The organism is Tessaracoccus sp., assembly GCF_016714275.1.
In the GTDB taxonomy this organism is placed as follows: Bacteria; Actinomycetota; Actinomycetes; order Propionibacteriales; family Propionibacteriaceae; genus Arachnia.
Genome location: NZ_JADJNP010000001.1, coordinates 1787767 through 1811223, shown reverse-complemented (window position 1 = coordinate 1811223; position 23457 = coordinate 1787767). Strand labels below are relative to the sequence as shown.

24 protein-coding genes and 2 tRNA genes are annotated in these 23457 nt (G+C 68.8%); 15 read left to right on the top strand and 11 right to left on the bottom strand.

Annotation, left to right across the window (positions count from 1 at the left end; translation table 11 throughout):
* Positions 1-69 precede the first annotated feature (69 nt).
* Genes eutM through adhP form a run of 7 tightly spaced genes read left to right on the top strand, consistent with a single transcriptional unit; the run spans position 70 to position 5874 of the window.
* Positions 70-357, top strand: a complete 288-nt coding sequence (eutM, locus tag IPJ61_RS08410; protein WP_366505387.1) for an ethanolamine utilization microcompartment protein EutM — start codon at positions 70-72, stop codon at positions 355-357.
* Between the two features lie 44 nt (positions 358-401).
* Positions 402-1016, top strand: coding sequence for a cupin domain-containing protein (locus IPJ61_RS08405; RefSeq protein WP_297105376.1), 615 nt, complete (start codon positions 402-404; stop codon positions 1014-1016).
* A gap of 5 nt (positions 1017-1021) precedes the next feature.
* Positions 1022-1915 (top strand): ethanolamine utilization protein EutJ, encoded by an 894-nt coding sequence (eutJ, locus tag IPJ61_RS08400; protein WP_297105373.1) that lies wholly within the window; start codon positions 1022-1024, stop codon positions 1913-1915.
* On the top strand, positions 1915-2547 hold the full coding sequence (locus IPJ61_RS08395) for a hypothetical protein (RefSeq protein ID WP_297105370.1): 633 nt from the start codon (positions 1915-1917) through the stop codon (positions 2545-2547). Before eutJ ends, IPJ61_RS08395 begins: the two co-directional genes overlap by 1 nt.
* A gap of 9 nt (positions 2548-2556) precedes the next feature.
* On the top strand, positions 2557-2832 hold the full coding sequence (locus tag IPJ61_RS08390) for a hypothetical protein (RefSeq protein ID WP_297105367.1): 276 nt from the start codon (positions 2557-2559) through the stop codon (positions 2830-2832).
* 4 nt (positions 2833-2836) lie between these two features.
* Positions 2837-4849 (top strand): phosphate acetyltransferase, encoded by a 2013-nt coding sequence (gene pta / locus IPJ61_RS08385; protein ID WP_297105364.1) that lies wholly within the window; start codon positions 2837-2839, stop codon positions 4847-4849.
* Positions 4850-4851: 2 nt separating this feature from the next.
* Positions 4852-5874 carry an alcohol dehydrogenase AdhP gene (gene adhP / locus IPJ61_RS08380; protein WP_297105361.1) on the top strand — a complete coding sequence of 341 codons (1023 nt, stop codon included), beginning with the start codon at positions 4852-4854 and terminating at the stop codon, positions 5872-5874.
* Positions 5875-5959: 85 nt separating this feature from the next.
* Here adhP and IPJ61_RS08375 read toward each other — a convergent pair whose 3' ends face one another.
* A complete protein-coding gene (locus IPJ61_RS08375) occupies positions 5960-6403 on the bottom strand; it encodes a VOC family protein (protein WP_297105357.1) in 444 nt (147 codons plus the stop codon).
* Positions 6404-6508: 105 nt separating this feature from the next.
* Between IPJ61_RS08375 and IPJ61_RS08370 the strand changes: the two genes are divergently transcribed.
* Positions 6509-7864 (top strand): DNA polymerase IV, encoded by a 1356-nt coding sequence (locus tag IPJ61_RS08370; RefSeq protein ID WP_297105354.1) that lies wholly within the window; start codon positions 6509-6511, stop codon positions 7862-7864.
* A 136-nt stretch (positions 7865-8000) separates the two neighbouring features.
* On the opposite strand, the gene IPJ61_RS08365 is transcribed toward IPJ61_RS08370, so the two are convergent.
* The 4 genes from IPJ61_RS08365 to bcp all read right to left on the bottom strand — a co-directional run bounded on the left by IPJ61_RS08365 (position 8001) and on the right by bcp (position 9896).
* Positions 8001-8082, bottom strand: a tRNA-Leu gene (locus IPJ61_RS08365).
* Positions 8083-8102: 20 nt separating this feature from the next.
* Entirely contained in the window at positions 8103-8666 is a 564-nt protein-coding gene (gene thpR, locus IPJ61_RS08360; RefSeq protein WP_297105353.1) for an RNA 2',3'-cyclic phosphodiesterase, read from the bottom strand.
* Positions 8667-8767: 101 nt separating this feature from the next.
* The gene (locus IPJ61_RS08355) at positions 8768-9424 is read right to left on the bottom strand and encodes an IMPACT family protein (RefSeq protein ID WP_297105351.1); all 657 of its coding nucleotides are present in this window, start codon (positions 9422-9424) and stop codon (positions 8768-8770) included.
* Positions 9417-9896 (bottom strand): thioredoxin-dependent thiol peroxidase, encoded by a 480-nt coding sequence (gene bcp / locus IPJ61_RS08350; RefSeq protein WP_297105349.1) that lies wholly within the window; start codon positions 9894-9896, stop codon positions 9417-9419. Before bcp ends, IPJ61_RS08355 begins: the two co-directional genes overlap by 8 nt.
* A 138-nt stretch (positions 9897-10034) precedes the next feature.
* On the opposite strand from bcp, the gene IPJ61_RS08345 reads away from it, so the two are divergent.
* Genes IPJ61_RS08345 through IPJ61_RS08335 form a run of 3 tightly spaced genes read left to right on the top strand, consistent with a single transcriptional unit; the run spans position 10035 to position 11597 of the window.
* A complete protein-coding gene (locus IPJ61_RS08345) occupies positions 10035-10367 on the top strand; it encodes a DUF3618 domain-containing protein (protein ID WP_297105347.1) in 333 nt (110 codons plus the stop codon).
* Positions 10364-10687, top strand: coding sequence for a GroES family chaperonin (locus IPJ61_RS08340; RefSeq protein WP_297105344.1), 324 nt, complete (start codon positions 10364-10366; stop codon positions 10685-10687). The genes IPJ61_RS08345 and IPJ61_RS08340 overlap by 4 nt, the downstream gene beginning before the upstream one ends.
* Positions 10688-10700: 13 nt before the next feature.
* Positions 10701-11597, top strand: coding sequence for a ribokinase (locus IPJ61_RS08335; protein WP_297105340.1), 897 nt, complete (start codon positions 10701-10703; stop codon positions 11595-11597).
* 55 nt (positions 11598-11652) lie between these two features.
* Here the strand turns inward: IPJ61_RS08335 and IPJ61_RS08330 are convergent, their stop codons facing one another.
* Together IPJ61_RS08330 and IPJ61_RS08325 are read right to left on the bottom strand one after the other, a co-directional pair.
* Complete coding sequence (locus tag IPJ61_RS08330) at positions 11653-13071, bottom strand: MFS transporter (RefSeq protein WP_297105338.1); 1419 nt, start codon at positions 13069-13071, stop codon at positions 11653-11655.
* Between the two features lie 66 nt (positions 13072-13137).
* On the bottom strand, positions 13138-14103 hold the full coding sequence (locus IPJ61_RS08325) for a nucleoside hydrolase (protein ID WP_297105335.1): 966 nt from the start codon (positions 14101-14103) through the stop codon (positions 13138-13140).
* Positions 14104-14300: 197 nt separating this feature from the next.
* On the opposite strand from IPJ61_RS08325, the gene IPJ61_RS08320 reads away from it, so the two are divergent.
* On the top strand, positions 14301-15092 hold the full coding sequence (locus IPJ61_RS08320) for a GntR family transcriptional regulator (protein ID WP_297105333.1): 792 nt from the start codon (positions 14301-14303) through the stop codon (positions 15090-15092).
* Positions 15093-15101: 9 nt separating this feature from the next.
* Here IPJ61_RS08320 and IPJ61_RS08315 read toward each other — a convergent pair whose 3' ends face one another.
* On the bottom strand, positions 15102-16781 hold the full coding sequence (locus tag IPJ61_RS08315; RefSeq protein ID WP_297105330.1) for an AMP-binding protein: 1680 nt from the start codon (positions 16779-16781) through the stop codon (positions 15102-15104).
* 123 nt (positions 16782-16904) lie between these two features.
* Between IPJ61_RS08315 and hxlA the strand changes: the two genes are divergently transcribed.
* Positions 16905-17573, top strand: coding sequence for a 3-hexulose-6-phosphate synthase (gene hxlA, locus IPJ61_RS08310; RefSeq protein WP_297105327.1), 669 nt, complete (start codon positions 16905-16907; stop codon positions 17571-17573).
* Entirely contained in the window at positions 17570-18130 is a 561-nt protein-coding gene (gene hxlB, locus IPJ61_RS08305) for a 6-phospho-3-hexuloisomerase (RefSeq protein WP_297105324.1), read from the top strand. The genes hxlA and hxlB overlap by 4 nt, the downstream gene beginning before the upstream one ends.
* A gap of 176 nt (positions 18131-18306) precedes the next feature.
* Here hxlB and IPJ61_RS08300 read toward each other — a convergent pair.
* The 3 genes from IPJ61_RS08300 to IPJ61_RS08290 all read right to left on the bottom strand — a co-directional run bounded on the left by IPJ61_RS08300 (position 18307) and on the right by IPJ61_RS08290 (position 20691).
* Positions 18307-18382: transfer RNA gene (locus tag IPJ61_RS08300), tRNA-Lys, on the bottom strand.
* 16 nt (positions 18383-18398) lie between these two features.
* A complete protein-coding gene (locus tag IPJ61_RS08295; RefSeq protein WP_297105321.1) occupies positions 18399-20123 on the bottom strand; it encodes a SulP family inorganic anion transporter in 1725 nt (574 codons plus the stop codon).
* A 19-nt stretch (positions 20124-20142) separates the two neighbouring features.
* The gene (locus tag IPJ61_RS08290) at positions 20143-20691 is read right to left on the bottom strand and encodes an HdeD family acid-resistance protein (protein WP_297105318.1); all 549 of its coding nucleotides are present in this window, start codon (positions 20689-20691) and stop codon (positions 20143-20145) included.
* A gap of 180 nt (positions 20692-20871) precedes the next feature.
* Here IPJ61_RS08290 and ptsP point away from each other — a divergent pair, with 180 nt between their 5' ends.
* A complete protein-coding gene (gene ptsP / locus IPJ61_RS08285; protein ID WP_297105315.1) occupies positions 20872-23454 on the top strand; it encodes a phosphoenolpyruvate--protein phosphotransferase in 2583 nt (860 codons plus the stop codon).
* Positions 23455-23457 lie beyond the last annotated feature (3 nt).

Below are 23457 nucleotides of genomic sequence, written 5' to 3'. Positions count from 1 at the left end.
CGGGCAGATACATCGTCTGCCCCTGACCCAGCACCCACCCAAACCGCTGCTACCAGAAGGAGCACTCCCATGGCAGATGTCCAGATGATCGCCCTCGGCATGGTCGAGACCAAGGGCCTGATCGGCGCTATCGAGGCCGCCGACGCAATGGTCAAGGCCGCCAACGTCCGGCTGATCGGCAAGGAACAGATCGGATCCGGCCTGGTCACGGTCTTCGTCCGTGGCGACGTCGGCGCCGTCAAGGCCGCCACCGACGCCGGTGCGGCCGCCGCCGGCCGTGTCGGCGAACTCGTCTCCGTGCACGTGATCCCGCGCCCGCACGGCGACGTCGAGATCATCCTCCCTCACCGGGACTGATCGTTTCCTCTACACGTTCCACGAACCAATGAGTGAGTGAAGAAATGGGTAAGCCAGTCATCACCGCAGCCGAGGTCCAGCAGGCCTCGGGAGGGACCCTCGTCGTCGCGCGCGACGCGATCGTGACGCCCCTGGCGCGCGACATCGCCCGCGACCGGGGGGTCGACATCGTGCGCGAGGGGGAGGCCCCGCCTGCCCCCGCGCCGTCGGGCGGTGACCCGCTGGCGGACCAGGTTCGTGCGCTCGTGACCGCGATGCTGGGATCGGGTGGGGGCGTACTCACCGCCCCCACCACCACGGCGCGGCATCCCGTCAAGCTGGCCCGCATCGGCGAGTCCCGGCTCGACCCGTTCCCCTACCCGGGCCCTCCGCCCGGCATGCAGGTGGCCACCGGCGACGTCGTGACCGACGCGGATGGCGCGCCCATGGCGGCGGGGTACATGACCATCACCCAGGGGAGCTTCCCCTGGACCCTCAACTACGACGAGGTGCAGATCGTGCTCGAGGGAGAGCTGCACCTGGGAGGCGACGCCGGCGGTAAGATCGGCCGGCCCGGCGACATCCTCTACGTGCCCAAGGGGTCGAGCATCACCTTCGGGACGCCGACCTGGGCGAAGTTCGTCTACGTCACCTTCCCCGCGAACTGGGAGGACGCGTAATCCCCATGTTCTCTCCTCGTAGCGACGCGCGCGGCCGGCCCCGACCTGAGGGGCCGGGGGTTTCGCGCGACGTCACGAAACGGATGAAGCAGGCGGCCGCCGCGCTCAGGCGCCCTGCGGCGATCCCCTCATCTGTCCCTATCAAGGTGGGCGTGGACCTCGGCACCGCGTTCACGGTCATCGTCGTCACCGACGAGGCCGGGCGCCCGCTCGCCGCGGCGAACGTCTTCGCCGACGTGGTCCGCGACGGCGTGGTGTGGGACTTCACCGGCGCCCAGCAGGTGGTCAGAGGACTGAAGCACCGGCTAGAGGAGGCAACCGGGCGCGAGCTCACGCGGGGCTCCGTCACCATCCCGCCCGCCGTCACCACCTCCGATCACCGCGCCCACCGCTACGTCGTCGAGGGCGCGGGCATCGACTGCACAGCGGTCATCGATGAGACCACCGCGGCGAACGCGGTCCTCGGCATCACCGACGGAGCCGTTGTCGACATCGGCGGCGGAACTACCGGCGTGGCCATCCTCAAGGGCGGCGAGATCGTCGCCAACATCGACGAGCCAACGGGTGGGACCCACCTCAGCCTCGTCATCGCAGGGGCACACAAGATCCCGTTCGAGAAGGCGGAGAAGCGCAAGCGTTCGCCGAAGTGGCAGGCCGAGTTGCTGCCCGTCGTCCGTCCGACCCTGGAAAAGGTGGCCACGATCGTCGGCCGCGCCATCGCAGGCCACGAGGTCGACACGATCCACCTCGTTGGCGGCACGGCCGCGTTCCCCGGCATCGCCGACATCATGACCGACATCACCGGGGTGCCCTCGTCCGTCGCACCCCAGCCCATGCTCGTGACCCCGCTCGGGGTGGCCGGGTGGGCAGAACCAATCACATCGAAGGGAGGCCGATGATGGCCGACAAGTCCGAGTTCCAGCTGAGGGCGTTCTGCCACCTCGACCGCATCCAGCCGCAGTTCGCGGCGTTCGTGGGGACCATCGCGGCAGGCTCGCCCCCGGTTGAGGGCATGAGCAGCCTCTACGTCGAGATGGCCCCGGGCAACTGGGTCTTCCGCGTGGTCGACAGCGTCCTCAAGGCGGTCGACGTCAAGCCCGGCGCCCAGGTCGTCGAGCGTCAGTTCGGCATGTTCGAGGTGCACTCCGAGGCGCAGGCCGAAGTGCTCCGCGCCGGCGAGGTCGTCCTGGAGTCGCTCGGCCTCTCCGTCGAGGACCGGTTGGCGCCGAAGGTGGCCTCCGAGCAGATCGTGACCAACATCCATCCGCTGCAGGCGCAGGTGCTCAACAGGTTCAACCAGGGCACGATGATCGAGGGTGGCCAAACGATGCTCGTGCTCGAGGTCGAGCCCGCCGCCTACATCACGCTGGCGGCGAACGAGGCCGAGAAGGCCGCGCCCGTGTTCCTCAACCACATGAGCTCTATCGGCGTGTACGGCCGCATGTGGATGTCGGGCACCGAGTCCGACGTCATGGCGGCCCGTGACGCGGCGATCACCGCGATCAACGCGGTGTCGGGGCAGCAGAGCTAGGAGCGGACCATGGCGCGCCGCATCCTCACCACCGCCACCGTCGACGAGTTGCTCGCCGCAGGGACGACGGAGCTCAGGCTGGGCCCGGGAGACATCGTCACGGCGCTCGCGCGTGAGTACGCGCTGAAGAAGGGCGTCCGGCTCATCCCCGGCGACGCGCCCGCGCCCGCGGCGGGAACGGCAGAAGAGCCCACCACGGCCGTGCGGATCCACACCGCCGTCGTGAAAGCGCTCGGCTATGAGCCCGATGACCTGGACGCCATCATCGCCCGTGCCCTGAGGTGACCCGATGATCGCCCTCTATCTCTGCCCGACGCTGCACTGCCCGCACCTGGTGCAGCTGGGCGCCGGAGCCCTGGCCCACCTCGCCGCGCGCGGGGGAGTCGTGCGCGTCTTCCGGCCGATCGTGGCGGAGGCGGTGGGCGACCCGGTGCTGGACGCTCTCGCGGAGGTGGCGGGTCAGGACCCGACCGCGGCCTGGGGTGCCACCGCGGAGGAGCTGCTAGTCAACCCGACCGCGGCCGTCGGGCAGGTCATCTCGCGCTTCCGCGCATGTGCGGACGGTGCGGACCAGGTGCTTGTCCTTGGCAGCGAGTACGACTGCTCACTCGCGCCCGTGGAGTTCGCCTGGAACACGAGGATCGCAGCCAACCTCGGCGCGCCGATGGTGCTGGTCGTGCCGTCCGACGGCGGGCCTACCCAAACCCGTGCGCGGATCGACGTCGCCCTCGACGAGGCCTGGCGGAATCTCGCACAGGTGCTCGCGGTGCTCGTGCCGACGGCGGAGACGTCGATCGACGTGGGGTCGGCGGGGGTGCCGGTGCATGCGGTCAGCGACGCGCTGCCCGCGCGCACCCTCGGCGATGCCCTCGCCGCGCTCGGTGCGACGTCGGTCGGCCAGGCGCCGGTCCCCGCGCGGGCCGGGGCGGTCGTCGTGGCGGACATGACGCTCACCAACCTGTTGCCGCAGGTCCGCGATGACTCGGTCGTCGTGTTCTCCGCCGACCGTGCCGACATCGGCGTCGGGCTCGCAGTGGCGGGGATCAGCGGTACGTTCCCCTTCCCGGCCGTCGCGCTCGCCGCGGGGCCGTGGCCGCTCGCCGACGGCGTCGCCGACGTCTGGGCGCGCACCGCGTCCCGGGTTCCGCTGCTCCGCACGCCGCAGCCGGTCGAGGTCGCCCGGCTCGCGTTCGCTGCGCACTCCGCGCCCGGAAGGATCGACCCGGCCGTCGTCGCGGAGGCCGAGCGCGACCTGCGGGCCGCCGTCGACCTCGATGCCTTGGTGTCCGCCGCCGCCCAGGGCCGTTCCGATGTCGTGACCCCCTTGATGTTCGAGCACCGGCTCCTGGAGGACGCCCGTGCCGCGAACCAGCACATCGTGCTGCCTGAAGGCACCGAGGAGCGCGTCCTCAAGGCTGCCGACCGGCTGCTCGCACAACGTGTCTGCCGGCTGACGCTGCTCGGCGACGAGGCCGCGATCCGTGCCCAGGCCGCCAAGCTGGGCCTGAGCCTCGCCGGCGCGCAGATCGTCGACCCCGTGACCAGCGAGCTGCGCGACCGCTTCGCCGCCAGGTACGCGGAGTTGCGGGCCAAGAAGGGCGTCACGCTCGAGCAGGCCCACGAGCGCGTGGCCGACGTCAGCTACTTCGGCACGATGATGGTGCTCGAGGGGCTCGCCGACGGCATGGTCTCCGGCGCCGTCAACACCACCGCGCACACCATCAGGCCCGCGCTCGAAGTGATCAAGACCCGCCCCGGCATCTCTGTGGTCTCCTCGGTGTTCCTCATGTGTATGGCCGATCGCGTGCTGGTCTTCGGCGACTGCGCCGTCAACCCGAACCCCACGCCGGAACAGGTCGCGGAGATCGCGATCGCGTCCGCCTCGACGGCGCGCCAGTTCGGGATCGAGCCGCGCGTGGCGATGCTGTCCTACTCCACCGGCGCCTCCGGCAGCGGGCCGGACGTCGAACAGACGATCGAGGCGACGCGGCTGGTGCGCGAGCGGGCGCCGGAGCTCGCCGTCGACGGGCCGCTGCAGTACGACGCCGCGGTCGACCCGGACGTTGCGCGCACGAAGATGCCGAACTCGCCGGTGGCGGGTAAGGCGACCGTGTTGATCTTCCCGGACCTGCAGACCGGCAACAACACATACAAGGCCGTGCAGCGCAGCTCCGGCGCGCTGGCGATCGGTCCGGTCCTCCAGGGCCTCAACAAGCCCGTCAACGACCTGTCCCGTGGGGCACTGGTCTCCGACATCATCAACACGGTCGCAATCACCGCCATCCAGGCGGGAATGGAGTAGCCATGAGCGCGACGATGCGCGCCGCGGTCGTCACCCGGTTCGGCGAACACCTCGACCTCCGGGACGTCCCCGTCCCGGTCCCGAAGCACGGGCAGGTGCTGGTCCGGGTCCGCGCCTGCGGTGTCTGCCACACGGACCTGCACACAGTGCACGGGGACTGGCCCGACAAGCCGACCCTTCCCCGGATCCCCGGCCACGAGGCCGTCGGCGAGGTCGTCGAGGTCGGCAAGGGCGTCGAGGAGGTCGAGGTCGGTGACCGGGTCGGGGTGCCGTGGCTGCACCGCGCCTGCGGGCGTTGCGACGACTGCCTCTCCGGCTGGGAGACGCTCTGCGCGAAGCAGGTGCGCTCCGGCTACGACGTCGACGGCGGATTCGCGGAGTATGTCGTCGCCGACGCGGCCTACGTCGCGCATATCCCGGATGGCCTCAGCTACGAGCAGGCCGCGCCGCTGATGTGCGCGGGACTCACCGTCTACAAGGGCCTGAGCGTCGCGGACGTGATCGCGGGAGACTGGGTGGTGATCTCCGGTGTCGGCGGGCTGGGTCACCTGGCCGTCCAGTACGCCCGGGCGATGGGGTACCGCGTCGTGGCCGTCGATGTCGACGACGCGAAGCTCACGCTGGCCGCCCGGCTCGGCGCGCACATGACCGTCAACGTGCGCCAGACCGACCCGGTCGGCTATCTGCAGCGCCGGATCGGCGGCGCGCACGGCGCGCTGGTGACCGCCGTGTCGCCAGCGGCGTTCGGGCAGGCGGTGGGGATGATGCGCCCGGGCGGCACCGTCGTCCTGAACGGGCTGCCGCCCGGCGCGTTCCCGCTGGAGATCTACGACATGGTGATGCGCGCGATCACGTTGCGCGGGTCGATCGTCGGCACGCGTTTCGATCTGAAGCAGGCGCTGATCCTGGCAGCCCAGGCGGGTATCAAGGCCGAGGTGCATCCCGCGCGGCTCGACGACGTCAACGACGTCCTCGACAAGATGGAGTACTCGTCCCTCCCTGGCCGCACGGTCTTGGAGTTCTGACCCACCGCTGGTTGAGCCCACCGCTGGTTGAGCCGGACCCCTGCGCGAAGCGTCGGGGTCCGCCTAGAAACCGATAAGCCGATGGTCAGTGCACGTCCTGCACGAGTTCGACGGGCGTTCCGTCGGGATCATTCAGGTAGGCGACGATGTTGCCTGCCCACGGGCCGTTCGGCACGACCTGCGGCTCGGAGTTGAAGGCGACGGTGTCCTTCAACCGCTCGTACACGCCGCGGACGTCGTCGCAGTTGAGCGCCACGTGCATCGCGCCGACGTCGCGGTTGGGGCGATCGTTGTCCTTCTGCCCTTCGGGGTGCGTGTACTCGAGCAGTTCGAGCACGGTGCCGTCGTCCATCTTGAGGAACGCGACGTCGATCACCGCCTCGTCCTCCGCGACGAGGTTGCTCAGCCACTCGCCCTGGATGGTGAACACCATGTCCGCCGGCGGTTCGCCGAAGCCGAGTTGAGTGTAGAACGCGATGGAACGCTGCAGGTTGCCTACCGTGATGCCCACGTGATTGAGGAGACCCATGAGGTCGTGTCCTTCCTTGTGACGTCGATGTCGAAACGTTTTAAGTCTAGCGGCCGGACGGGTGGTGGTGCCGTCTTGTGGGTTGGTCGCCACTACTCTCTGGGCATGACCCGAAGGATCCTGCACCTCGACCTGGACGCGTTCTACGCGGCCGTCGAGCAGCGCGACAAGCCGTCGCTGCGAGGGAAGGCGGTGGTCGTCGGCGGAGCGGGGCCGCGAGGCGTGGTGGCGACGGCGTCGTACGAGGCACGTCGGTTCGGGGTTCGCTCGGCCATGTCGGGGACGGAGGCGCGGCGGCGGGTGCCGCACGCGGCGTTTCTCGGGGGACGTTTCGAGGCGTACCGGGAGTCGTCGCGGATCGTGATGGGGCTGCTGAGGGAGGTGTCGCCGCTGGTGGAGCCGCTGAGCCTCGACGAGGCGTTCGTCGATCTCGCTCCTGCGGGATGGACGGCCGATGAGGTGCCAGATCGCGTGGTCTGGCTGCGACGTGAGCTGACCGAGCGCACCGAGGGCCTGACCGCATCGGTAGGGGTGGCGACGTCGAAGTTCCTCGCGAAGCTCGCGAGCGAGGCGGCGAAGCCGGACGGCGCGCGCATCCTCGATCCCGCCGACGAGCTCGGCTTTCTGGCGCCGATGCCGGTGCGGGCGATCCCGGGGATCGGTCCTGCCACAGAGCAGCGGCTTGTCGCGATCGGGTGCTACACCGTCGATGACGTGCGCGCCGCGGACCGTGCAGAGTTGGTGCGCGAGCTGGGGTCGGCCGTGGGCAACGGGCTTGCGGAGCTGGCGTGGGGTCGCGACGAGCGCCGGGTCGAGTCGCGGCGGGAGCCGAAGTCGATCTCGACGGAGGACACGTTCGCGACGGACCTCACCGATCGCGCCCAGCTGGAGGTGATCCTGATGCGTGACGCCGCCGCGGTCGCGGCGCGCCTGACCAGAGCGGGGCTGTTCGCCAGGACGGTGACCGTGAAGGTGCGCTTTCCGGACTTCTCGACGCGAACCATCGCCCGGAGCCTCGGCGGGGCGACGGACGCCGTCGACACCATCACCGCCGTGGGCCTCGCGCTCCTGCGGGAGGTCGACGTGCGGGCGGGCGTCCGGCTGTTGGGCATAGGTGTCAGCGGGTTCGCGACCGCGGCGCAGGAGAGCCTGTTCGGCGAGGAGCCGGAGCTGACGGAGGCCTCGGCGACGACGCGGGAGTCGGCGGAGCTGAGTGGGGTCCGCGGCCGCGGCTGGTTCCCCGGCGCCGACGTCGCGCACGACGAGCGCGGCCGCGGTTGGGTCTGGGGCGCGGGCCTGGGCCGGGTCACGGTCCGGTTCGAGACAAGGACCACCGGCCCCGGCCCCATCCGCACGTTCGCCGCCGACGACCCGGCGCTCCACACCGTCGGCATCGAGCCGCTGGCGCGGGCGCTGAGCCATGGGGGCGAACGGGACGAGGAACTCTCCGACGAGGAGTGAATACGCCTCGCGGACACGTCGAAAATCACCTGCGTGGTCGGAACGACGTTACTGCGGCTGCGTGCGTCGCCCTGGGGACGGAAGCAGCCGCGTTAGCCAAGAAAAGACGCATCGGCGACCAACAGGCACTTGCAGGTACCGCAGAAGGGACTTGAACCCTCACGCCCGAAGGCACAGGAACCTAAATCCTGCGTGTATACCAATTTCACCACTGCGGCTCGCCCCGACTGGAGCGGACCTAGTCTAGGCCAGTGGTGGCGAGGGGGAAACGCTGGACCACGTCGTAGCGGCGGCCGATCTGGTGCGACTCGATCAGCACCAACTCTTCCGCGGTCCACTCCCAGACCGGGAACGATGACAGCACTTCCAGCCAGCGCTTCGCCGAAACCCCGCGGTGGTGTCTCGCGAGTGTCATGTGGCCGACGTAGCGGGCGCCGTCGACATCCACCCCGGCGCGGTTCGCGGCCGACCGGGTCGATGCCGCCACCGCGGCGAGCGGCTCATGTCCGATCCCAACGGCGAGCGCCAACACCCGCGCCTTCATCGGATCAGGGAAGGTGACCCCACCGGCGAGCGCCAGTGGGAACGGCGCGGTCCGGGAGGCAACCTCGGCCAAGTTCTCCTCCAGCGTGTCCAGCCGGTAGCGGTCGACGCTTGCCATGAACGTCGTCGTGACGTGCCAGCCGTCCGGGCGCGTCCAGCGCAGCGACGAGTCGGCTTCGCGGCGCGGGTCGAGCAGTCTGTCGAGCTCCTCGACGACGTCGCGGGGTGGAAGGACGGCGGTAAACATGCGCGCTGCCATGCCGCCAGCCTATCGGCAGCGCGATTCCGACGGATAAGTCCCTCGAGATGCTTCGGAAACGTTCGCAATCGCCGGAGTGCCGATGTAACAGCACTTGTCCGTCAGAAGTCGGTCCAGCGTTCGCCGATGGGTGTCGCAGTGAGCGCGCCGGCCGAAAGGGTGGCCAGTGCCGCAGTCAACTCTGCGGCGAGCGCGGTGGGCACCGCGACATCGATGTGGGCGCGATCCATCCACTCCACGCCGTCGACGATCACCGGCGCCCCGCTGGGGAGGACGAGCCCGCGGAGCTGATCCTCGACCTGGCCCGCGGCGGCGAAGTCGACGTCGACCCGGAACAACCCGGTGAGCCGCACCTCCCGCGTCCCGACGGCGGCCACGGCCTGCGCGACGGCGTCGGTATAGGCCCGCACCAGGCCTCCCGCGCCGAGCTTCACCCCTCCGAAGTAGCGGGTGACGACGGCGACGACATCGGTGAGTCCCACACGTTGGAGCGCGGTGAGCATCGGGACGCCCGCGGTTCCCGCAGGCTCGCCGTCGTCTGAGCTGCGTGCGGTGCGACCATCCGGGCCGAGGATGAACGCGGAGCAGTGGTGCCGTGCGTCGAAGTAGGTCGAGCGGCGCTCCTCGACGACGGCGCGCGCCTGCTCCTCCGTCGCGACCCGGCGGATCCTGGTCAGGAAACGGGAGCGTTTGATCTCCAACTCGACGTCCACGCCCTCGCCGGGCGCGGCGTCGATGGTGAGGAAACGGTCAGACACCGAGCTCGCGGCGCAGCTTCGCGACGTGACCCGTGGCCTTGACGTTGTACTGCGCGACGCGGACCTGGCCCACGCCGTTGGCGTCGACGTCGATCACGAAGGTGGAGCGCAGCACGCCCTCGATCTCCTTGCCGTACAGCTTGCGGAGGCCGTAGGCGCCATAGAGGTTGAGGACGCCCTTGTCGGGGTCCGCCAGCAGGGTGAAGCCCAGGTTGGAGCGCTCAGCGAACTTCGCGAGCTTCTCGACGGGGTCTGGCGAGCAACCGAGGACGATGTAGCCGGCGTCCGTGAAAGCGGGCATGGCCTCGGAGAAGTCGACGGCCTGCGTGGTGCAGCCGGGCGTCATGGCGGCGGGATAGAAGTAGAGGATGACGGTGCGGCCGGCGTAGTCGGAAAGCGAGACGTCCGTCCCATCCTGGTTGGGCAGCGTGAACGCGGGCGCCGTCGAACCGGCCGTCAGTCGTGCAGTCATGCGGCACAGTGTATCCGCGCGGGTAGTTCGCATCGGCCGACGACATACGAAGCCAATCGCCGCATGGCCTCCTATACCCGCGCATCTGCGCGCGACGGCCCACTAAGCTGTGAGGTGACTTCGAGGAGGACCACCGACATGGGCAACCGAACCGTGGAGCAAATCCGCGCAGATCTCGCCGCTAACCGGGCGAAGCTCGTCGACGCGACCAACGAGGCCGTGGAGGCGCTGAAGCCGCAGAACATCGCCCGCGAGTCTGTCTCTCAGGTCAAGCAGTTCGCGCGCGCCGAGTTCGACAGCGCCACGTCGCAGTTCCGCGACGAGAAGGGCGGATGGCGCCGCGACAAGATTCTGCTGATCGGCGGGGCGGTGCTGGGCGCAGTCGTGTTCGCCGTCGTGCTCTCGCGCGCCGCCAACCAGCGCCAGCTGAACACCGCGGCCCGCAAGGCCCTTGAGGCCAGTCGCGCATGAGCGAGCAGCCGCTGGCTATCCGCATGCTGCACGATCGCGTACTCGTTGACCCGGACTCTGGGGCCTCCGAGCGACGCAGCGGCGGGGGGATCCTGATCCCCGCGACCGTGCAGATGGGACGGCGCCTCTCCTGGGCGAAGGTCGTTGCGATAGGCCCGAACGTGCGCTCGGTCGAGGCGGACGACCGGGTGCTGTTCGACCCGGAGGAGCGCGCGGAGGTCGAGCTCCAGTCGAAGACCTACGTGCTCCTGCGGGAGCGCGACATCCATGCCGTGGCCTCCGGCGTCATCGTCGACGGCGGCACGGGGCTTTATCTATAGAAGGGACTTCGCGATGTCGCGAGTTGTCGTCGTCGGGTCGCTGAATGTCGACCTGCATTTGCTGCTTGAGCGGCACATCCTGCCAGGCGAGACGCTGCTCGCCGGCGGGGGGACCTTCTCCCCGGGGGGCAAGGGAGCGAATCAGGCCTGTGCCGCCGCATTGGCCGGCGTGCCAACCACCATGCTGGGCGCGATCGGTGACGATGCCGCGAGTTCCGTGGCGACGTCGCGGCTGGAGGAGGCAGGTGTCGACCTGACCCACGTCGCCCGTGTGCCAGGACCCAGTGGCCTTGCCGTAGTGAGCGTCGACGCGCAGGCCGAGAACACCGTCGTCGTGGTCCCGGGCGCGAATGCGCTGGTCACGCCGGAGATGGTCGAGGGCTGGCGGAAGCAGATCGAGGCGGCCGACGTCGTGGTGCTGCAGGGTGAGATCTCCGCGGAGAGCAACCTGGCTGCTTCCCGGCTCGTGAAGGGTCGGCTGGTGGTGAACCTGGCGCCGGTGATCCAGGTCGACCCGGCCATGCTGCTGGCCGCGGACCCGTTGGTCGTGAACGAGCATGAGGGCGCGGAGGCCCTGACCCAGTTGGGCGGCCCCGAACTGACGGAGCCAAGCGAGATCGTCGCGGGGCTGCGCGCCGCGGGCGTCGGGACGGTGGTCATGACGGTCGGCTCGGCGGGGTCGCTGGTCGCCGAGGGCGACGCCGTGACCGCGGTGCGGTCGCCAAAGGTCAAGGCCGTCGACACCGTCGGTGCCGGTGACGCGTTCTGCGGTGCCCTCTCGGCCCGCCTCGCCGCGGGAGACTCCCTGCTCGACGCCGCCGCCTACGCCAGCCGGTTCGCGGCGTACACCGTGCAGTTTGAAGGCGCCCAGTCCTCGTACCCGGCGCCCGGCGCGGAACTGCCCGCCTGACGCATAGCCGAGGCCCGCATGCAGGAGCGTATGCGGGCCTCAGCTGTGCGTCAGGTCAGTCCTCCTTGGCGACCTGAGGCTTGGGGAGCAGCAGCGTGACCGCCCAGGCTGCGGCGACGATGCCGATCGCGATCCAGAGGGCGCTGACGTAGCCCGCTGTGGACGTGGAACCGACGGCGGATCCCGAGGTGATCGCCTGACCGAGGATCGTGAAGCTCAGCCCCGCGCCGATACCGAATGAGGCTCCGTTCAGACCCGGCAACAGGCCGGTGGCCTTCGCGGGCGAGAGCAGGATGCCCAGGCCATTGAGCATGACGTTGGTCACGCCCGCATAAGTGATGCCGAGCAGGAAGACGAGGACGCCGAAGGCTACGGCGTTGCCCATGCCGAACAGGACGAGGGCGACGAGCACCGCCAGGGAGGAGAGAAGCCCTGCCTGGAGCATCCGCTTGTATCCGTACCGGGGCGCGAGGCGCCCGGCGAAGGGGCCGATCAGCCAGCCGACAAGGGCGTAAGGGGCCATGAACAGCAGCGAGGTCGTGGTGGCCGACATGCCCCAACCCGCGGTGGGGTTCTGTGTGAAGGAGGGGACGAGGAGGTTGACGACGGCCATGATGCCGGTCAGCGTCAAGATGGTCGTCAGCGGCATCGCCCAGATCGCGCGGTTGCCGAGCTGATCGGAGGAAATCAGCGGGTTCGCCGTGCGACGCTGGTGAGCGATGAACGCCACGCCGCACAGCGCCGCGACGAGGATGTAGCCGATGCTCCACACGCTGGGGAAGCGGTGACCGAACGGGTCGCCGCCCACCGCCCACGTGAGGCCGACGACCACGACGGTGATGAGAGCGACGCCGGGCCAGTCCATGCGCTCGCCGCGCGACGGGGCGGACTCGGGGATCCAGCGGAAGGCGGCGACGAACGCGAGGATCGTGGCCACGAGGGTGAAGGCGAGGATGGAACGGAAGCCCCAATGGTCGGCCATCCAGCCGCCGAGCACGACATCGACGCCGGCGATACCGCCGTTGATGGCGATGATCACCCCGAGCTTCGTCCCGTACTCCTTCTCGGTGGTCGTCGCCTCGCGCAGAGTCAGCAGCGCGATCGTGAAGACCGGCCCGCACGCGCCCTGGATGGCGCGACCGAGATAGAGCCATCCGACGGTGGGCGCCACCATGGCGATGACGGTGCCGATGGTGAGGATCCCCAGGGAGATGAGCAGGATTCGCCGGCGACCCACCATGTCGGAGAGCCGGGGCATGAACACCTGGAAAACGGCCTTCGAGAGGAAGAACATCGCGGTCGTGAAGGCGATCTGCGCCGTCGTCGCGCTGAGTTCGTCCTGCATGTGCTCGACGGCGGGGTTGAGCATGGTGGCATTCAGCTGGAATGCGACGACGGAGAGGACGAGGCCGACGAGCAAGGTGGTCTTGCTCGAGCTGATCGGGTGCGCGTCGGTGAGCGTGGGATCGGACATGGTGATGAGTCCTTCTGTGAGTGTGTGGGTGGGGGATGTAGCGGGCTGCGGAAGCGGTGGGGCGAGCTACGGAAGCCTGCTCAACACCTCGACGAGGTGCGGTGCGACGGGGGAGCCGATCTCCAGGACAACCCGGCAGTGGGCGCCGTCCTGCGCCGGGAAGTCTCGGTACAGGCCGCTGAGGGCGCAGAGGGTCTGGCCGCGACCGGGTCCGCGCGTGTCATCGACATCGACGTTGACTACCGGGGCGAGCTTCGGGCCGATGCCACCGGCCGCGATGATGGCGGCGAGAGGGTCGTGTAGGGCTGAGCAGCGTCGGCCGTAGACGTCGAGATGGAAGTCGAAGTAGAAGTCGAGGACCTCTGCGAGTAGCCGGCATGTCGTGCTGCCGGAGGCGAGGAGCGCCTGGCGGTGCTCCTCCTCGAAGGTGTTGGCCATGGTGACGTCGAGTCCCGCCATGGTCATCGGCCAAGGCTGGGCGTACACGATGCGGGCCGACTCGGGATCCTTTCCGATGTTGGCCTCGGTGACGGGGGAGATATTGCCCGGGTGGAGCGCAGCACCGCCCATGAGCGTCAGGTGCTTGATCAGGTGCGGCAGTTCCGGCTCGATCACGAGCGCTTCCGCGATGTTGGTGAGCGGGCCGACGGTGATGATCTCGAGTTCCCCGGCGTGCGTCCTCGCGAGATCCACGAGGAGCTCGGCCGCGCTGCCGGCGATCGGCGTCGTGTCCGACTCCGGAAGCCGGACCGCGCCCGTGCCGTGCTCGCCGTGGATGTGCTTGGGGCCGCCGCGGTACTCGCCATGGCTGGGCCCCTTCGCGCCGACGGCGACCGGGACGTCGGGAGCGCCCATGACCGACAGCCAGTCGCAGGCGTTCCTGGCCCCGATGTCGGCTGGGCAGTTTCCGAAGACGGTCCCGACGCCGACGAGCCGGACGAGCGGGCTGGCCACCAGGTAGCCGAGGGCAAGAGAGTCGTCGACTCCGGGATCGCAATCCAGGTAGATCGGGCGGCGGATAGGTGAGTCCATGTGGATCTCCTCGTTGAAATCGGTGAGCGCTCCCCGGGGACGAGGGAGCGGAGATGCGGTGTGCGGCTTGGGTGCCCGAGGCATGGAGTCGCTTCGATGCGTCCACCCATATGCTCCTGCATCTGAGTAAGTATGATGTTATACCTCTTGGTTAGACTTTGACAAGGGGGTGTGAGACTCGTGGTTGAATTACCTTCATGACAACGCTTGTCGATGAGTTCCTTGCCCCGCCGCTGCTGGTGCGGACCGGGCAGCCGCTCCGGGTTGCGCTGTATGCCCGCATCGCCGAGGGAATCCGGTCAGGGGTGTTTCCGCTCGGCTCGATGCTGCCGCGCGAGACCGAGTTGGGTGTCGCGGTGGGGGCCTCCCGGACGGTCGTCCGCGAGGCGCTGATGCTGCTCGAGGAGGACGGTCTGGTGGTAACCAGGCGGGGCGTCGGACGCTTCGTCGCCGACCAACTCCCTGAAACGGGGCTGGAGGAGTTGCGCCCGTTCGAGGAGGTTCTCGCCACGCGGCGGATGCCCGTGACGGTACGCTCCGGCGAACTCGTCCTTCAGGCCGCCACGCCCTACACCGCCGGCCACCTGGGAATCGACGAGGCGGCCAACACGTGGTTCTGCGAGAGCGTCGTCGAGTCCGATGGACGTCCCGTCGCCATCGTCCAGGAGCACCTACCCGCCGGCAGGTATCTGAGCGATGCGAGCCGCCTGGTGGCGTCGAACCTGGAGCCAGCGCACGCCGATCCGGGCACGATCCTCGCCGCGCTGATCGAACGCTGCGGTCCGATCTTCAGCTCCGGGGTCTGTGAGGTGACGGCGAATGTCGTCGGGACGTCGAGAGGCAAGCTCCTGGGACTCGGTCCCGCGGCGCCCGTGCTGATCCTGACGCAGACCGCCTTGGTGGGCGCGCATGCCGCGTACGTCGCCAAGTGCATCGTCTCCTCCGAAGTAGGAAACCTCAAGGTCTTCCAGTCGGGTTCGCCGGCCTAGTGGTGTGCCTCAGCGGCGCTTGAGTTCCGGGAAGCTCTCGTAGTGGAAGTCGTCGATCTCCGCGGCGGGATCGTGCTCGCGGGCACGGAGCGCAACACGGCGGACCTTGCCGCTGATGGTCTTCGGCAGGTCCGCGAACTCGATCCGGCGCACGCGCAGGTACGGTGCCAGGTTGTCACGGGCGTAGAGCAGGATCGAGAGCGCGGTCTCCCGGGTGGGCTCGTAGCCCGCGGCCAGCTTCACGTACGCCTTCGGGACGGCGTGCCGGATGGGGTCCGGGGCGGGAACGATCGCGGCCTCGACGACGGCGGGGTGCTCGATCAGCACCGACTCCAGTTCGAACGGTGAGATCTTGTAGTCGGAGGCCTTGAACACGTCGTCGGTGCGGCCGACGTAGGTGAGGTAGCCGTCGTCGCTCACGGAGACGAGGTCGCCGGAGTGGTAGCGGCCGTCCTCATCGGCGGTCGCGGGAACCCCGCCGAGGTAGCCGGGTGTGAGGTTGAACGGCCACGGGTCCAGCGGGAACGTGATCTCGCCGTGCTGCGACACCTCGCCGGTGTCGGGGTCGACGACCTCGAGCCGCACGCCGGGCATGACCTTGCCCATCGAGCCCGGCCGCACCTCCTCGCCGGGCGCGTTGCCGACGGTGCATGTCGTCTCGGTCTGGCCGTAGCCGTCGCGGATGGTGAGCCCCCAGGCCCGCTCCACCGACGAGATGACCTCGGGGTTCAGCGGCTCACCGGCGCCGACGGCCTCGCGCAGCGACGACGGCTTCTCGCCCAGATGGGCTTGGATCATCATCCGCCACACGGTCGGGGGAGCGCAGAAGGTGGTGACCGCGGAGTCGTCGAGTTCCTTGAGCATCGCGGCGGCGTCGAAGCGCTCGTAGTTGTAGCTGAACACCGTCGCTTCGGCCAGCCAGGGGGAGAAGAAGCTCGACCAGGCGTGCTTGCCCCAGCCGGGGGAGGAGATGTTGAGGTGCACGTCGCCGGGGCGCACGCCCAGGAAGTACATCGTGGAGAGGTGCCCGACGGGGTAGCTGACCTGGGTGTGGACGACGAGCTTCGGCTCCTTCGTGGTGCCCGAGGTGAAGTAGTAGAGGACGGGATCGTCGGCGTCGGTGACGACGGCGCGGGGTTCCGCGGGGAGGGCGGAGGCGTCGGCCATGGCGAGCCAGTCGTCGTGCGCTGGCCCCGTCGTGATGCGGGTGATGCCGTTGATGCCGTCGAACTTGTCCTCATCGATCGCGTTGGCGATGACCGCGGACGCGGAGGCCCGGGCGACGCGGTCGGCGAGGTCGTGGTGTTGCAGCGCCTGCGCCGTGGGCAGGATGACGCCACCCACCTTCATGACCGCGAGCATCGCGTCCCACAGTTCCACCTGGTTGGCGAGCATGAGCATGACGACGTCGCCCTTGCCGACGCCGTGCGCCTTGAGCCAGGCGGCGAGCCGGTCGGAGCGCTCGACCATATCGCCGTAGGTGTAGCGCTCGTCCTGGCTGTGCTCGTCGCGGAGCCAGAGCGCGATGTCGGTGCGGTCGCGGCCGACGGCGTCGAACCAGTCGATGGCCCAGTTGAACGGCCCGGCGATCTCGGGCCAGGCGAAGGCGGCGCGGGCCTCGTCGCCCTGGCCGCGCAGCCCGAGCAGCAGATCGCGGGCGGAACGGATGGCCTCGGTGGCGTTCGACATGGTTCTTCCTCACTCACGGATGCTGAGGAAAAACTACTACCGCTGGACGATGAGAGGCCCCAGATAGGAGATCATGGTGGTCGGCGCCGGGAACAGGACGGGCCTGAAGGTGGGAAACGTACGGTGAAGATCCAACTCGCGATCGATGACATGGCGCTGGCGGAGGCGGTCAGCCTGTGTGTGCAGATCGCTGACTACGTCGACATCGTCGAAATCGGCACGCCGATGATCATCCAAGAGGGGATGCGTGCGGTACGAGCGATCCGAGAGGTACTGCCCGACCATGTGGTCCTGGCGGACACCAAGATCATGGACGCCGGCGCGTACGAGGCCGATCTGGCCTTCGACGCGGGCGCCAACTACTGCACGGTGCTCGGCGTAACCGACGACCTCACCGTCATGGCATGTCTCGAAGCAGCGGCGGCCAAACGGGCGGGGGTATTCGTGGACCTGATCTGCGTGCCTGACGTCGCGCGGCGCACCCGCGAGTTGGAGAAACTCGGTGTGGACCTGATCGCGGTCCATACTGGCGTTGATCGGCAAGCGGAAGGGGTCACCCCGTTCGCCGAGTTCCTCCAGGTCGAGGCTGCTAGCTCTGTCTCGGTGATCTCCGTGGCCGGCGGCATCAATGAGGACAGCATCAGCCAGTACCTTGCCGAAGGATGCGACATCGTCGTGATTGGGGCGGGAATCACGCGGGCGGCGGACCCGGTCGAGGCGGCACGCAGGCTGTCCCTGCTGGCGAGACGGAAAGCCGGCCACCACCCACTACAGGGAGGGAACTCCACATGAGCGTCACCGGGAACCTCTCCCAGATCCTGGTCGAGCTCACCACTAACCAGCGCGTCATAAGGGAAGAGGCGCTGGAAGCACTGGTCACGGAGATCTGCCAGGCGAACCACATCTTCCTCGCCGGCGCCGGACGCTCCGGCATCGCCGTCCGCGGCTTCGCCAACCGTCTGATGCACCTCGGCAAGTCGGTTTCGTTGGTTGGTGACGTCACCAACCCCCACAGCAGTCCCGGCGACCTCCTCATCGTCGGGTCGGGCTCGGGCGAGACCGAGAGTTTGGTCGCACTCGCCCGCAAGGCCCGGCGTGGCAACGTCAAGATCGGCCTGATCACGATGGACGAGGCGTCCACCATCGGTCAGCTCGCCGACGTCGTTGTGGTCCTGCCTGGCGTCTCGCCCAAACTTCGGAGCATGACCCAGGTGACCTCCGTCCAGCCGATGGGCTCCGCGTTCGAACAGATGTCCTTCCTCACCTACGACGCGATCATCCTCGAACTCATGCAGCAGACGGGCGAGACGACCGACACCATGTTCCCCCGCCACGCCGACCTCGAATGACGGTACTGCGGCTGCTTCCGTCGGTCCGTCGTCTCGGAATGGGTTACTGCGGTGCGCGCGTCGGCATAGCGACAGAAGCAGCCGCGTTACCTGTCAATCGGCCTCGGGCTCGACGGACGCAGCCGCACTCATCGAGGAGAGCAAAAACGCCCCGGTCGTCGACCGGGGCATTTGTCTGGTACACCTCCAGGGACTCGAACCCTGAACCCGCTGATTAAGAGTCAGCTGCTCTGCCAGTTGAGCTAGAGGTGCGCGGCGAGAAGTAACTCTAGACCTCGTCGGTGGGGCTGTCCAATCGGGCGGCGGCAAGCCAGCGCTCGTAGGCGTCGACGGCGGTGGGGAGTGTGGCGTACAGGCGGTCGGGGCCGAGGCGGCCGAGGAAACCCGCCGCGTCGAGCTGGTCGCGGAGGTCCTGCTTGACTCGGGCGAGGGCGAACCGAACGCCGCGCTCGTGCAGCCACACGCGGAGTTGGTCGAGCATGTCGATGGCCGTCAGGTCGATTTCCACGTTCGCCTCGGTGTTCAACAGGAACCAGTGCACCGGCTGCTCGGCGTCGGTCACGGCCGCCTTCGCGCGGGAGAGGAAGTCGTCGGCGTTCGCGAAGAACAACGGGGAGTCGTAGCGATAGACGACGAGGCCAGGCACCTGGGTGGCGGTGGGGTAGTCGTCGATGTCATGCATTCCGGGCACGCCGGGGACGTGGCCGAGCACGCCGTCGTGGGGGTGCGAGATGCGGCGGATGAGGTCGAGCAGCGACAACGCGACGGCGATTCCCACGCCGACGAGTACATCGAAGAGAATGACTGCGGCCGCCGTCGACAGGGCCAACACCAGTTCGCTGTGCCGGAAGCGCCCGATGCGTCGCAGCTCCGCGATGTCGATCAGCCGGGTCGCCGCGTAGATCACCAAGGCGCCGAGGGCGGCGGTCGGGAACGACTGCAACACGGGGCCCGCGAAAAGCAGCGTTACGACGACGCACGCCATCGCCAACAGCGAGTGGAGCTGCGTGCGGGAACCGACGGTGTCACCGATCACGGTGCGGGACCCGCTGGACGATACGAGGAAGCCCTGGAAGAGCCCCGTCGCGACGTTGGCGACACCGAGCGCGAGAAGCTCCTGACCCGCGTCGATCTCCTCCTCGCGGCGGGCGGCGAAGGCCCGGCCGGTGAGCACGTTGTCCGAGTACCCGACGACGGCGATGCCGGCGGCCAGCGGCAGGAGTGCCCAGACGGAGAGGTCGCCCAGGGCTGGCACATGAAAGGCGGGAAGGCCGAGCGGGACGTGCCCGATGACGTCGATCCCGAGGCCGTCGAGGCCGAACCAGCTGACCGCCGCCGCGGCGGCCAGCAGCACGATCAGAGGGCCGGGCGCCCTGGGCGCGAGGCGCCGTCCGACGAGCAGGAGCAGCAGCGTCGTCGCAGCCAGGACCACGGTCGGAAGATGAGCCTGTGGAAGCAGGCCCAGCACGGACCAGGTCTTCTGGAGGACGTTGCCGCTCGCCACCGTGAGCTTCGTGACGGTTCCCAGCTGGCTGACGATCATCAACACGGCGACGCCGACCATGTACCCGACGAGCACTGGTCGCGACAGCAACCGGGAGAGGAACCCGAGCCGGCCGAGCCAGGCAGCCAAGGACACAACTCCGACGGCGATCGCCAACAGCGCCGCGACCTCCGCGTAGCGCTCGCCTCCGCCCGCGGCCGCGACCAATGCGCCGACGCCCGCGGCGGTCATCAGGGCCGTCGTCGACTCCGGGCCGACGGATAGCTGACGCGACGAGCCGAGGACGGCGTAGACGAGGAGCGCGGGCAAAGCCGCCCACAGCCCGACGACGGGCGCAAGCCCCGCGATGGCCGCATAGGCCATCACCTGCGGAACCAGGTAGGCCGCGACGGTCAGGCCGGCGACGGCGTCGCCGGGCAGCCAGGCGCGGTCATACGACCGGAGGGCGGCGGCTCCTGGGAACAGACGCTCCCAGGAGGGTCGTTCCATACCGACGCCAGCCGGTGCGTCAGTCCTTGTTTCGCCCGAAGATCGCGCGGCCGACGTTCAACGCGCCCATCGCGATCATGCCGACGGCCAGGAACCACCACAGGAACACCGCGCCCATCAGCGGGCTGCTGATCAGCGTGAAGCCGGCGATGATCGAGATCAGCGCGAACAAGATGGTGAGGCCCTTGGACTCGGACTGGCCGAGGGAGAAGAGCGCCACGAATCCCTCGACGACCCACAGGGCGCCCATCATGATGACCAGGAAGATGGCGAGGAAGGCCGCGGACTGCTGCAGCTGGGTGAAGGCGATGATGCCGGCGCCCGCGTACAGAAGGCCGAGCAGGACGTTTCCGACACGGCCGCCGACGCCGAGCTCCTTCGCGGTGATGCCGCGGGCGAGGTAGATGATCCCGCCGACGATGGCCTGGAAGGCGATGACGCCGGTAAGCGCGATGGCCGTCTTGGCGGGCCAGAAGAGGATGACAACGCCGAAGGCGATGGCCGCGAGTCCGGCAGCCAGCAGGATGGTGCGGCTGATCCTCGCGGGAGAGGCAGTGGTGGTGGACATGTGGGCCTCCAAAGGGGAAGGGCGACTCTTGCGTCGAACTCTATTCCCCTCGCGGCCGATTGGGCACAAAGTGGCTGCCGCGAGTTGTGTGTCCCTTGCCAGGTCCCGTGGCACCTCCGATAGGCTCCGGCTTGAGCGTTGCGCTGATGCAGCGCGCCACACGAGTGGAAGTGAGTGCCGATGAGCGAGCAATCGACTGTCACCCGCACCGAGATCTCTGCCCCGCTGACCGGCATCATGGTGCCGATCGAGCAGGTGCCGGATCCGGTGTTTGCCAGAAAGATGGTGGGAGACGGGTTCTCCATCGATCCCCTGAGTAATCTCCTGGTCGCGCCGGTCGCGGGTGAGGTCGTCGACCTCCAGCCGTCGCACCACGCGGTGACCCTCCGCACGGCCGACGGGCTTGAGATCCTGATGCACATCGGGCTCGACACCGTCTCGCTGCTGGGCAAGGGCTTCACCCCCAAGGTGAAGGAGGGCGCCACCGTCGCGGTCGGTGATCCCCTCATCGAGTTCGATCTCGACATCGTGGCGCGGGAGGCCAAGAGCCTCCTCACCCAGGTCGTCATCACCAACACCGAACGGGTCGCGAGCATCGTGCCGGCGACGGGCCTGGTCAACACGGGCGATGTCGCGGCCACCGTAGAGCTCGCCGACGTCGAGGAAACGGCCGACCGTGCGGCCGGCGGTGACGTGACGGTCACCTCCGAGGCGCTCATCGTGCCGAACCCGACAGGTCTGCACGCCCGCCCGTCCGCGACGCTGGTGAACCTCGCCAAGCAGTACTCCTCTGACATCCGGCTCCGCCGCGGCGACGACACAGCCAACGCCAAGTCGATCGTCTCGATCATGGGCATGGCCGTCGGCTACGCCCAGAAGATCGTCATCACCGCGCACGGCGCCGACGCCGCCGAGGCCGTCGAGGCAATCGCCCAGGCTGTCAGGGACGGCCTCGGCGAGGACTGCCCGCCCCCGTCGGGGACCGAGGACACCGCACCCATGCGGGCCATCGAGGTGGAACCCGAGCCCGAGCCGGAGCCGACGGGCCCGCGCTCCGGCGACTGGAACCTCCTGCTCGGCGTTTCCGCCTCGCCCGGCTTGGGCGTCGGCACCGTTTTCCAGCTGCGGCGCGAGGACATCGTCGTCACGGAGAACGCGAGCGACCACCACCTCGAGCGCCGCAAGCTGAACTCCGCTATCGATCGCGCCCTCCTCGACCTGTCCGCGCTCGAGCGCAAGCTGGAGCAAGACGCGTCTCCGGACAAGGCCGCGATCTTCGCCGCACACCAGGAGATCCTGGGCGATCCTGAGCTCCTCGACATCGCGGCCAGCGCCATCGACAAGGGCAAGTCCGCCCCGTTCGCCTGGCGCGCCGCCTACCTCACCTTCGCCGATCAGCTCGCAGGTCTCGCCGACGAGGTGCTCGCCGGCCGCGCCAACGACGTCCGTGACGTCGGCCAGCGCGTGCTTGAGGAGCTGACCGGGCAGCGCAGCGAGAAGCCGGAACTCGCCGAGGGCACCATCCTGATCGCCGAGGACCTCACCCCTTCTGACACCGCGCAGCTCGACCGCAGCAAGGTCGTCGGCTTCGCCACCACCGGCGGCGGCGCATCGTCGCACGTCGCGATCATCGCCCGCTCGCTCGACATCCCCGCCGTCGCGGGCATCGAGTCGCGCGCGCTGGACATCGCCGACGGCACCCGTGTCGTCCTCGACGGCTCGAAGGGCACCCTGCAGCTGAACCTCTCCGACGAGGAGATCGACGGCATCTTCGACCGCCAGAAGCGCCTCGCCGAGCGCAAGGCGGAGGAGGACTCGCACAAGGATGAGCCCGCCACCACCACCGACGGGCACCGGGTTCACGTCGTCGCCAACATCGGCGGCGTCGAGGACGCCCAGAAGGCGATGACGAAGGGCGCCGAGGGCGTCGGCCTGCTGCGCTCCGAGTTCGTGTTCATGGGCCGCTCGACGGCGCCGACGGAGGCCGAGCAGGCCGAGGTCTACGCCGACTGCTCCCGCGCCCTCAAACCCGGGCAGCCGCTGGTCATCCGCACGCTTGACGTCGGCGGCGACAAGCCTCTCGACTACCTGCCGATCCCGGCAGAGGAGAACCCGTTCCTGGGCGTCCGCGGCGTGCGTGTCGGGCTGGAGAAGCCGGAAGTGCTGCGCACGCAGCTGCGCGCCATCCTCGCGGCGGCCGACGCCGGTGCGGAGCTGTACGTGATGTTCCCGATGATCGCCACGATCGACGACTGGCGCCAGGCCAAGGCGATCTGGGACGACGAGAGGGCAAAGAGCGGCGTAACCGCCAAGGTGAGCGTCGGCATCATGATGGAGGTTCCCTCAGTCGCGGTGATGGCCAAGCAGTTCGCCGCCGAGGAAGGCTGCGACTTCTTCTCCGTCGGCACCAACGACCTCACCAGCTACACGCTGGCGATGGACCGGGGCCACCCGAAGCTGGCCGCGCAGGTCGACCCGTGCAACCCGGCCATCCTGACGCTGATCGGCAACGCTTGCGAGGCGCTGCACGAGCGTGGCAAGTGGCTGGGCATCTGCGGCGGCGTCGCGTCCGATCCACAGGCGGTACCGATCCTCGTCGGCCTCGGCGTCGACGAGCTCAGCTGCTCGATCCCGGCGATCCCCGCCGTCAAGGCCGCCGTGCGGTCCTACTCCCTCGAGCAGTGCAAGGAGATGGCAGCCAAAGCCGTCCTCTGCTCGACGCCCGAAGAAGTCCGTTCGCTCGTCCCGGTGGAAGAGGTCTGAGTC

What these genes read in the sequence shown, in the direction of transcription:
- eutM (WP_366505387.1), top strand. Translation starts at nt 70, where the DNA reads ATGGCAGATGTCCAGATGATCGCCCTCGGCATGGTCGAGACCAAGGGC.
- IPJ61_RS08405 (WP_297105376.1), top strand. Translation starts at nt 402, where the DNA reads ATGGGTAAGCCAGTCATCACCGCAGCCGAGGTCCAGCAGGCCTCGGGA.
- eutJ (WP_297105373.1), top strand. Translation starts at nt 1,022, where the DNA reads ATGTTCTCTCCTCGTAGCGACGCGCGCGGCCGGCCCCGACCTGAGGGG.
- IPJ61_RS08395 (WP_297105370.1), top strand. Translation starts at nt 1,915, where the DNA reads ATGGCCGACAAGTCCGAGTTCCAGCTGAGGGCGTTCTGCCACCTCGAC.
- IPJ61_RS08390 (WP_297105367.1), top strand. Translation starts at nt 2,557, where the DNA reads ATGGCGCGCCGCATCCTCACCACCGCCACCGTCGACGAGTTGCTCGCC.
- pta (WP_297105364.1), top strand. Translation starts at nt 2,837, where the DNA reads ATGATCGCCCTCTATCTCTGCCCGACGCTGCACTGCCCGCACCTGGTG.
- adhP (WP_297105361.1), top strand. Translation starts at nt 4,852, where the DNA reads ATGAGCGCGACGATGCGCGCCGCGGTCGTCACCCGGTTCGGCGAACAC.
- IPJ61_RS08375 (WP_297105357.1), bottom strand. Translation starts at nt 6,403, where the DNA reads ATGGGTCTCCTCAATCACGTGGGCATCACGGTAGGCAACCTGCAGCGT.
- IPJ61_RS08370 (WP_297105354.1), top strand. Translation starts at nt 6,509, where the DNA reads ATGACCCGAAGGATCCTGCACCTCGACCTGGACGCGTTCTACGCGGCC.
- thpR (WP_297105353.1), bottom strand. Translation starts at nt 8,666, where the DNA reads ATGGCAGCGCGCATGTTTACCGCCGTCCTTCCACCCCGCGACGTCGTC.
- bcp (WP_297105349.1), bottom strand. Translation starts at nt 9,896, where the DNA reads ATGACTGCACGACTGACGGCCGGTTCGACGGCGCCCGCGTTCACGCTG.
- IPJ61_RS08345 (WP_297105347.1), top strand. Translation starts at nt 10,035, where the DNA reads ATGGGCAACCGAACCGTGGAGCAAATCCGCGCAGATCTCGCCGCTAAC.
- IPJ61_RS08340 (WP_297105344.1), top strand. Translation starts at nt 10,364, where the DNA reads ATGAGCGAGCAGCCGCTGGCTATCCGCATGCTGCACGATCGCGTACTC.
- IPJ61_RS08335 (WP_297105340.1), top strand. Translation starts at nt 10,701, where the DNA reads ATGTCGCGAGTTGTCGTCGTCGGGTCGCTGAATGTCGACCTGCATTTG.
- IPJ61_RS08330 (WP_297105338.1), bottom strand. Translation starts at nt 13,071, where the DNA reads ATGTCCGATCCCACGCTCACCGACGCGCACCCGATCAGCTCGAGCAAG.
- IPJ61_RS08325 (WP_297105335.1), bottom strand. Translation starts at nt 14,103, where the DNA reads ATGGACTCACCTATCCGCCGCCCGATCTACCTGGATTGCGATCCCGGA.
- IPJ61_RS08320 (WP_297105333.1), top strand. Translation starts at nt 14,301, where the DNA reads ATGACAACGCTTGTCGATGAGTTCCTTGCCCCGCCGCTGCTGGTGCGG.
- IPJ61_RS08315 (WP_297105330.1), bottom strand. Translation starts at nt 16,781, where the DNA reads ATGTCGAACGCCACCGAGGCCATCCGTTCCGCCCGCGATCTGCTGCTC.
- hxlB (WP_297105324.1), top strand. Translation starts at nt 17,570, where the DNA reads ATGAGCGTCACCGGGAACCTCTCCCAGATCCTGGTCGAGCTCACCACT.
- IPJ61_RS08295 (WP_297105321.1), bottom strand. Translation starts at nt 20,123, where the DNA reads ATGGAACGACCCTCCTGGGAGCGTCTGTTCCCAGGAGCCGCCGCCCTC.
- IPJ61_RS08290 (WP_297105318.1), bottom strand. Translation starts at nt 20,691, where the DNA reads ATGTCCACCACCACTGCCTCTCCCGCGAGGATCAGCCGCACCATCCTG.
- ptsP (WP_297105315.1), top strand. Translation starts at nt 20,872, where the DNA reads ATGAGCGAGCAATCGACTGTCACCCGCACCGAGATCTCTGCCCCGCTG.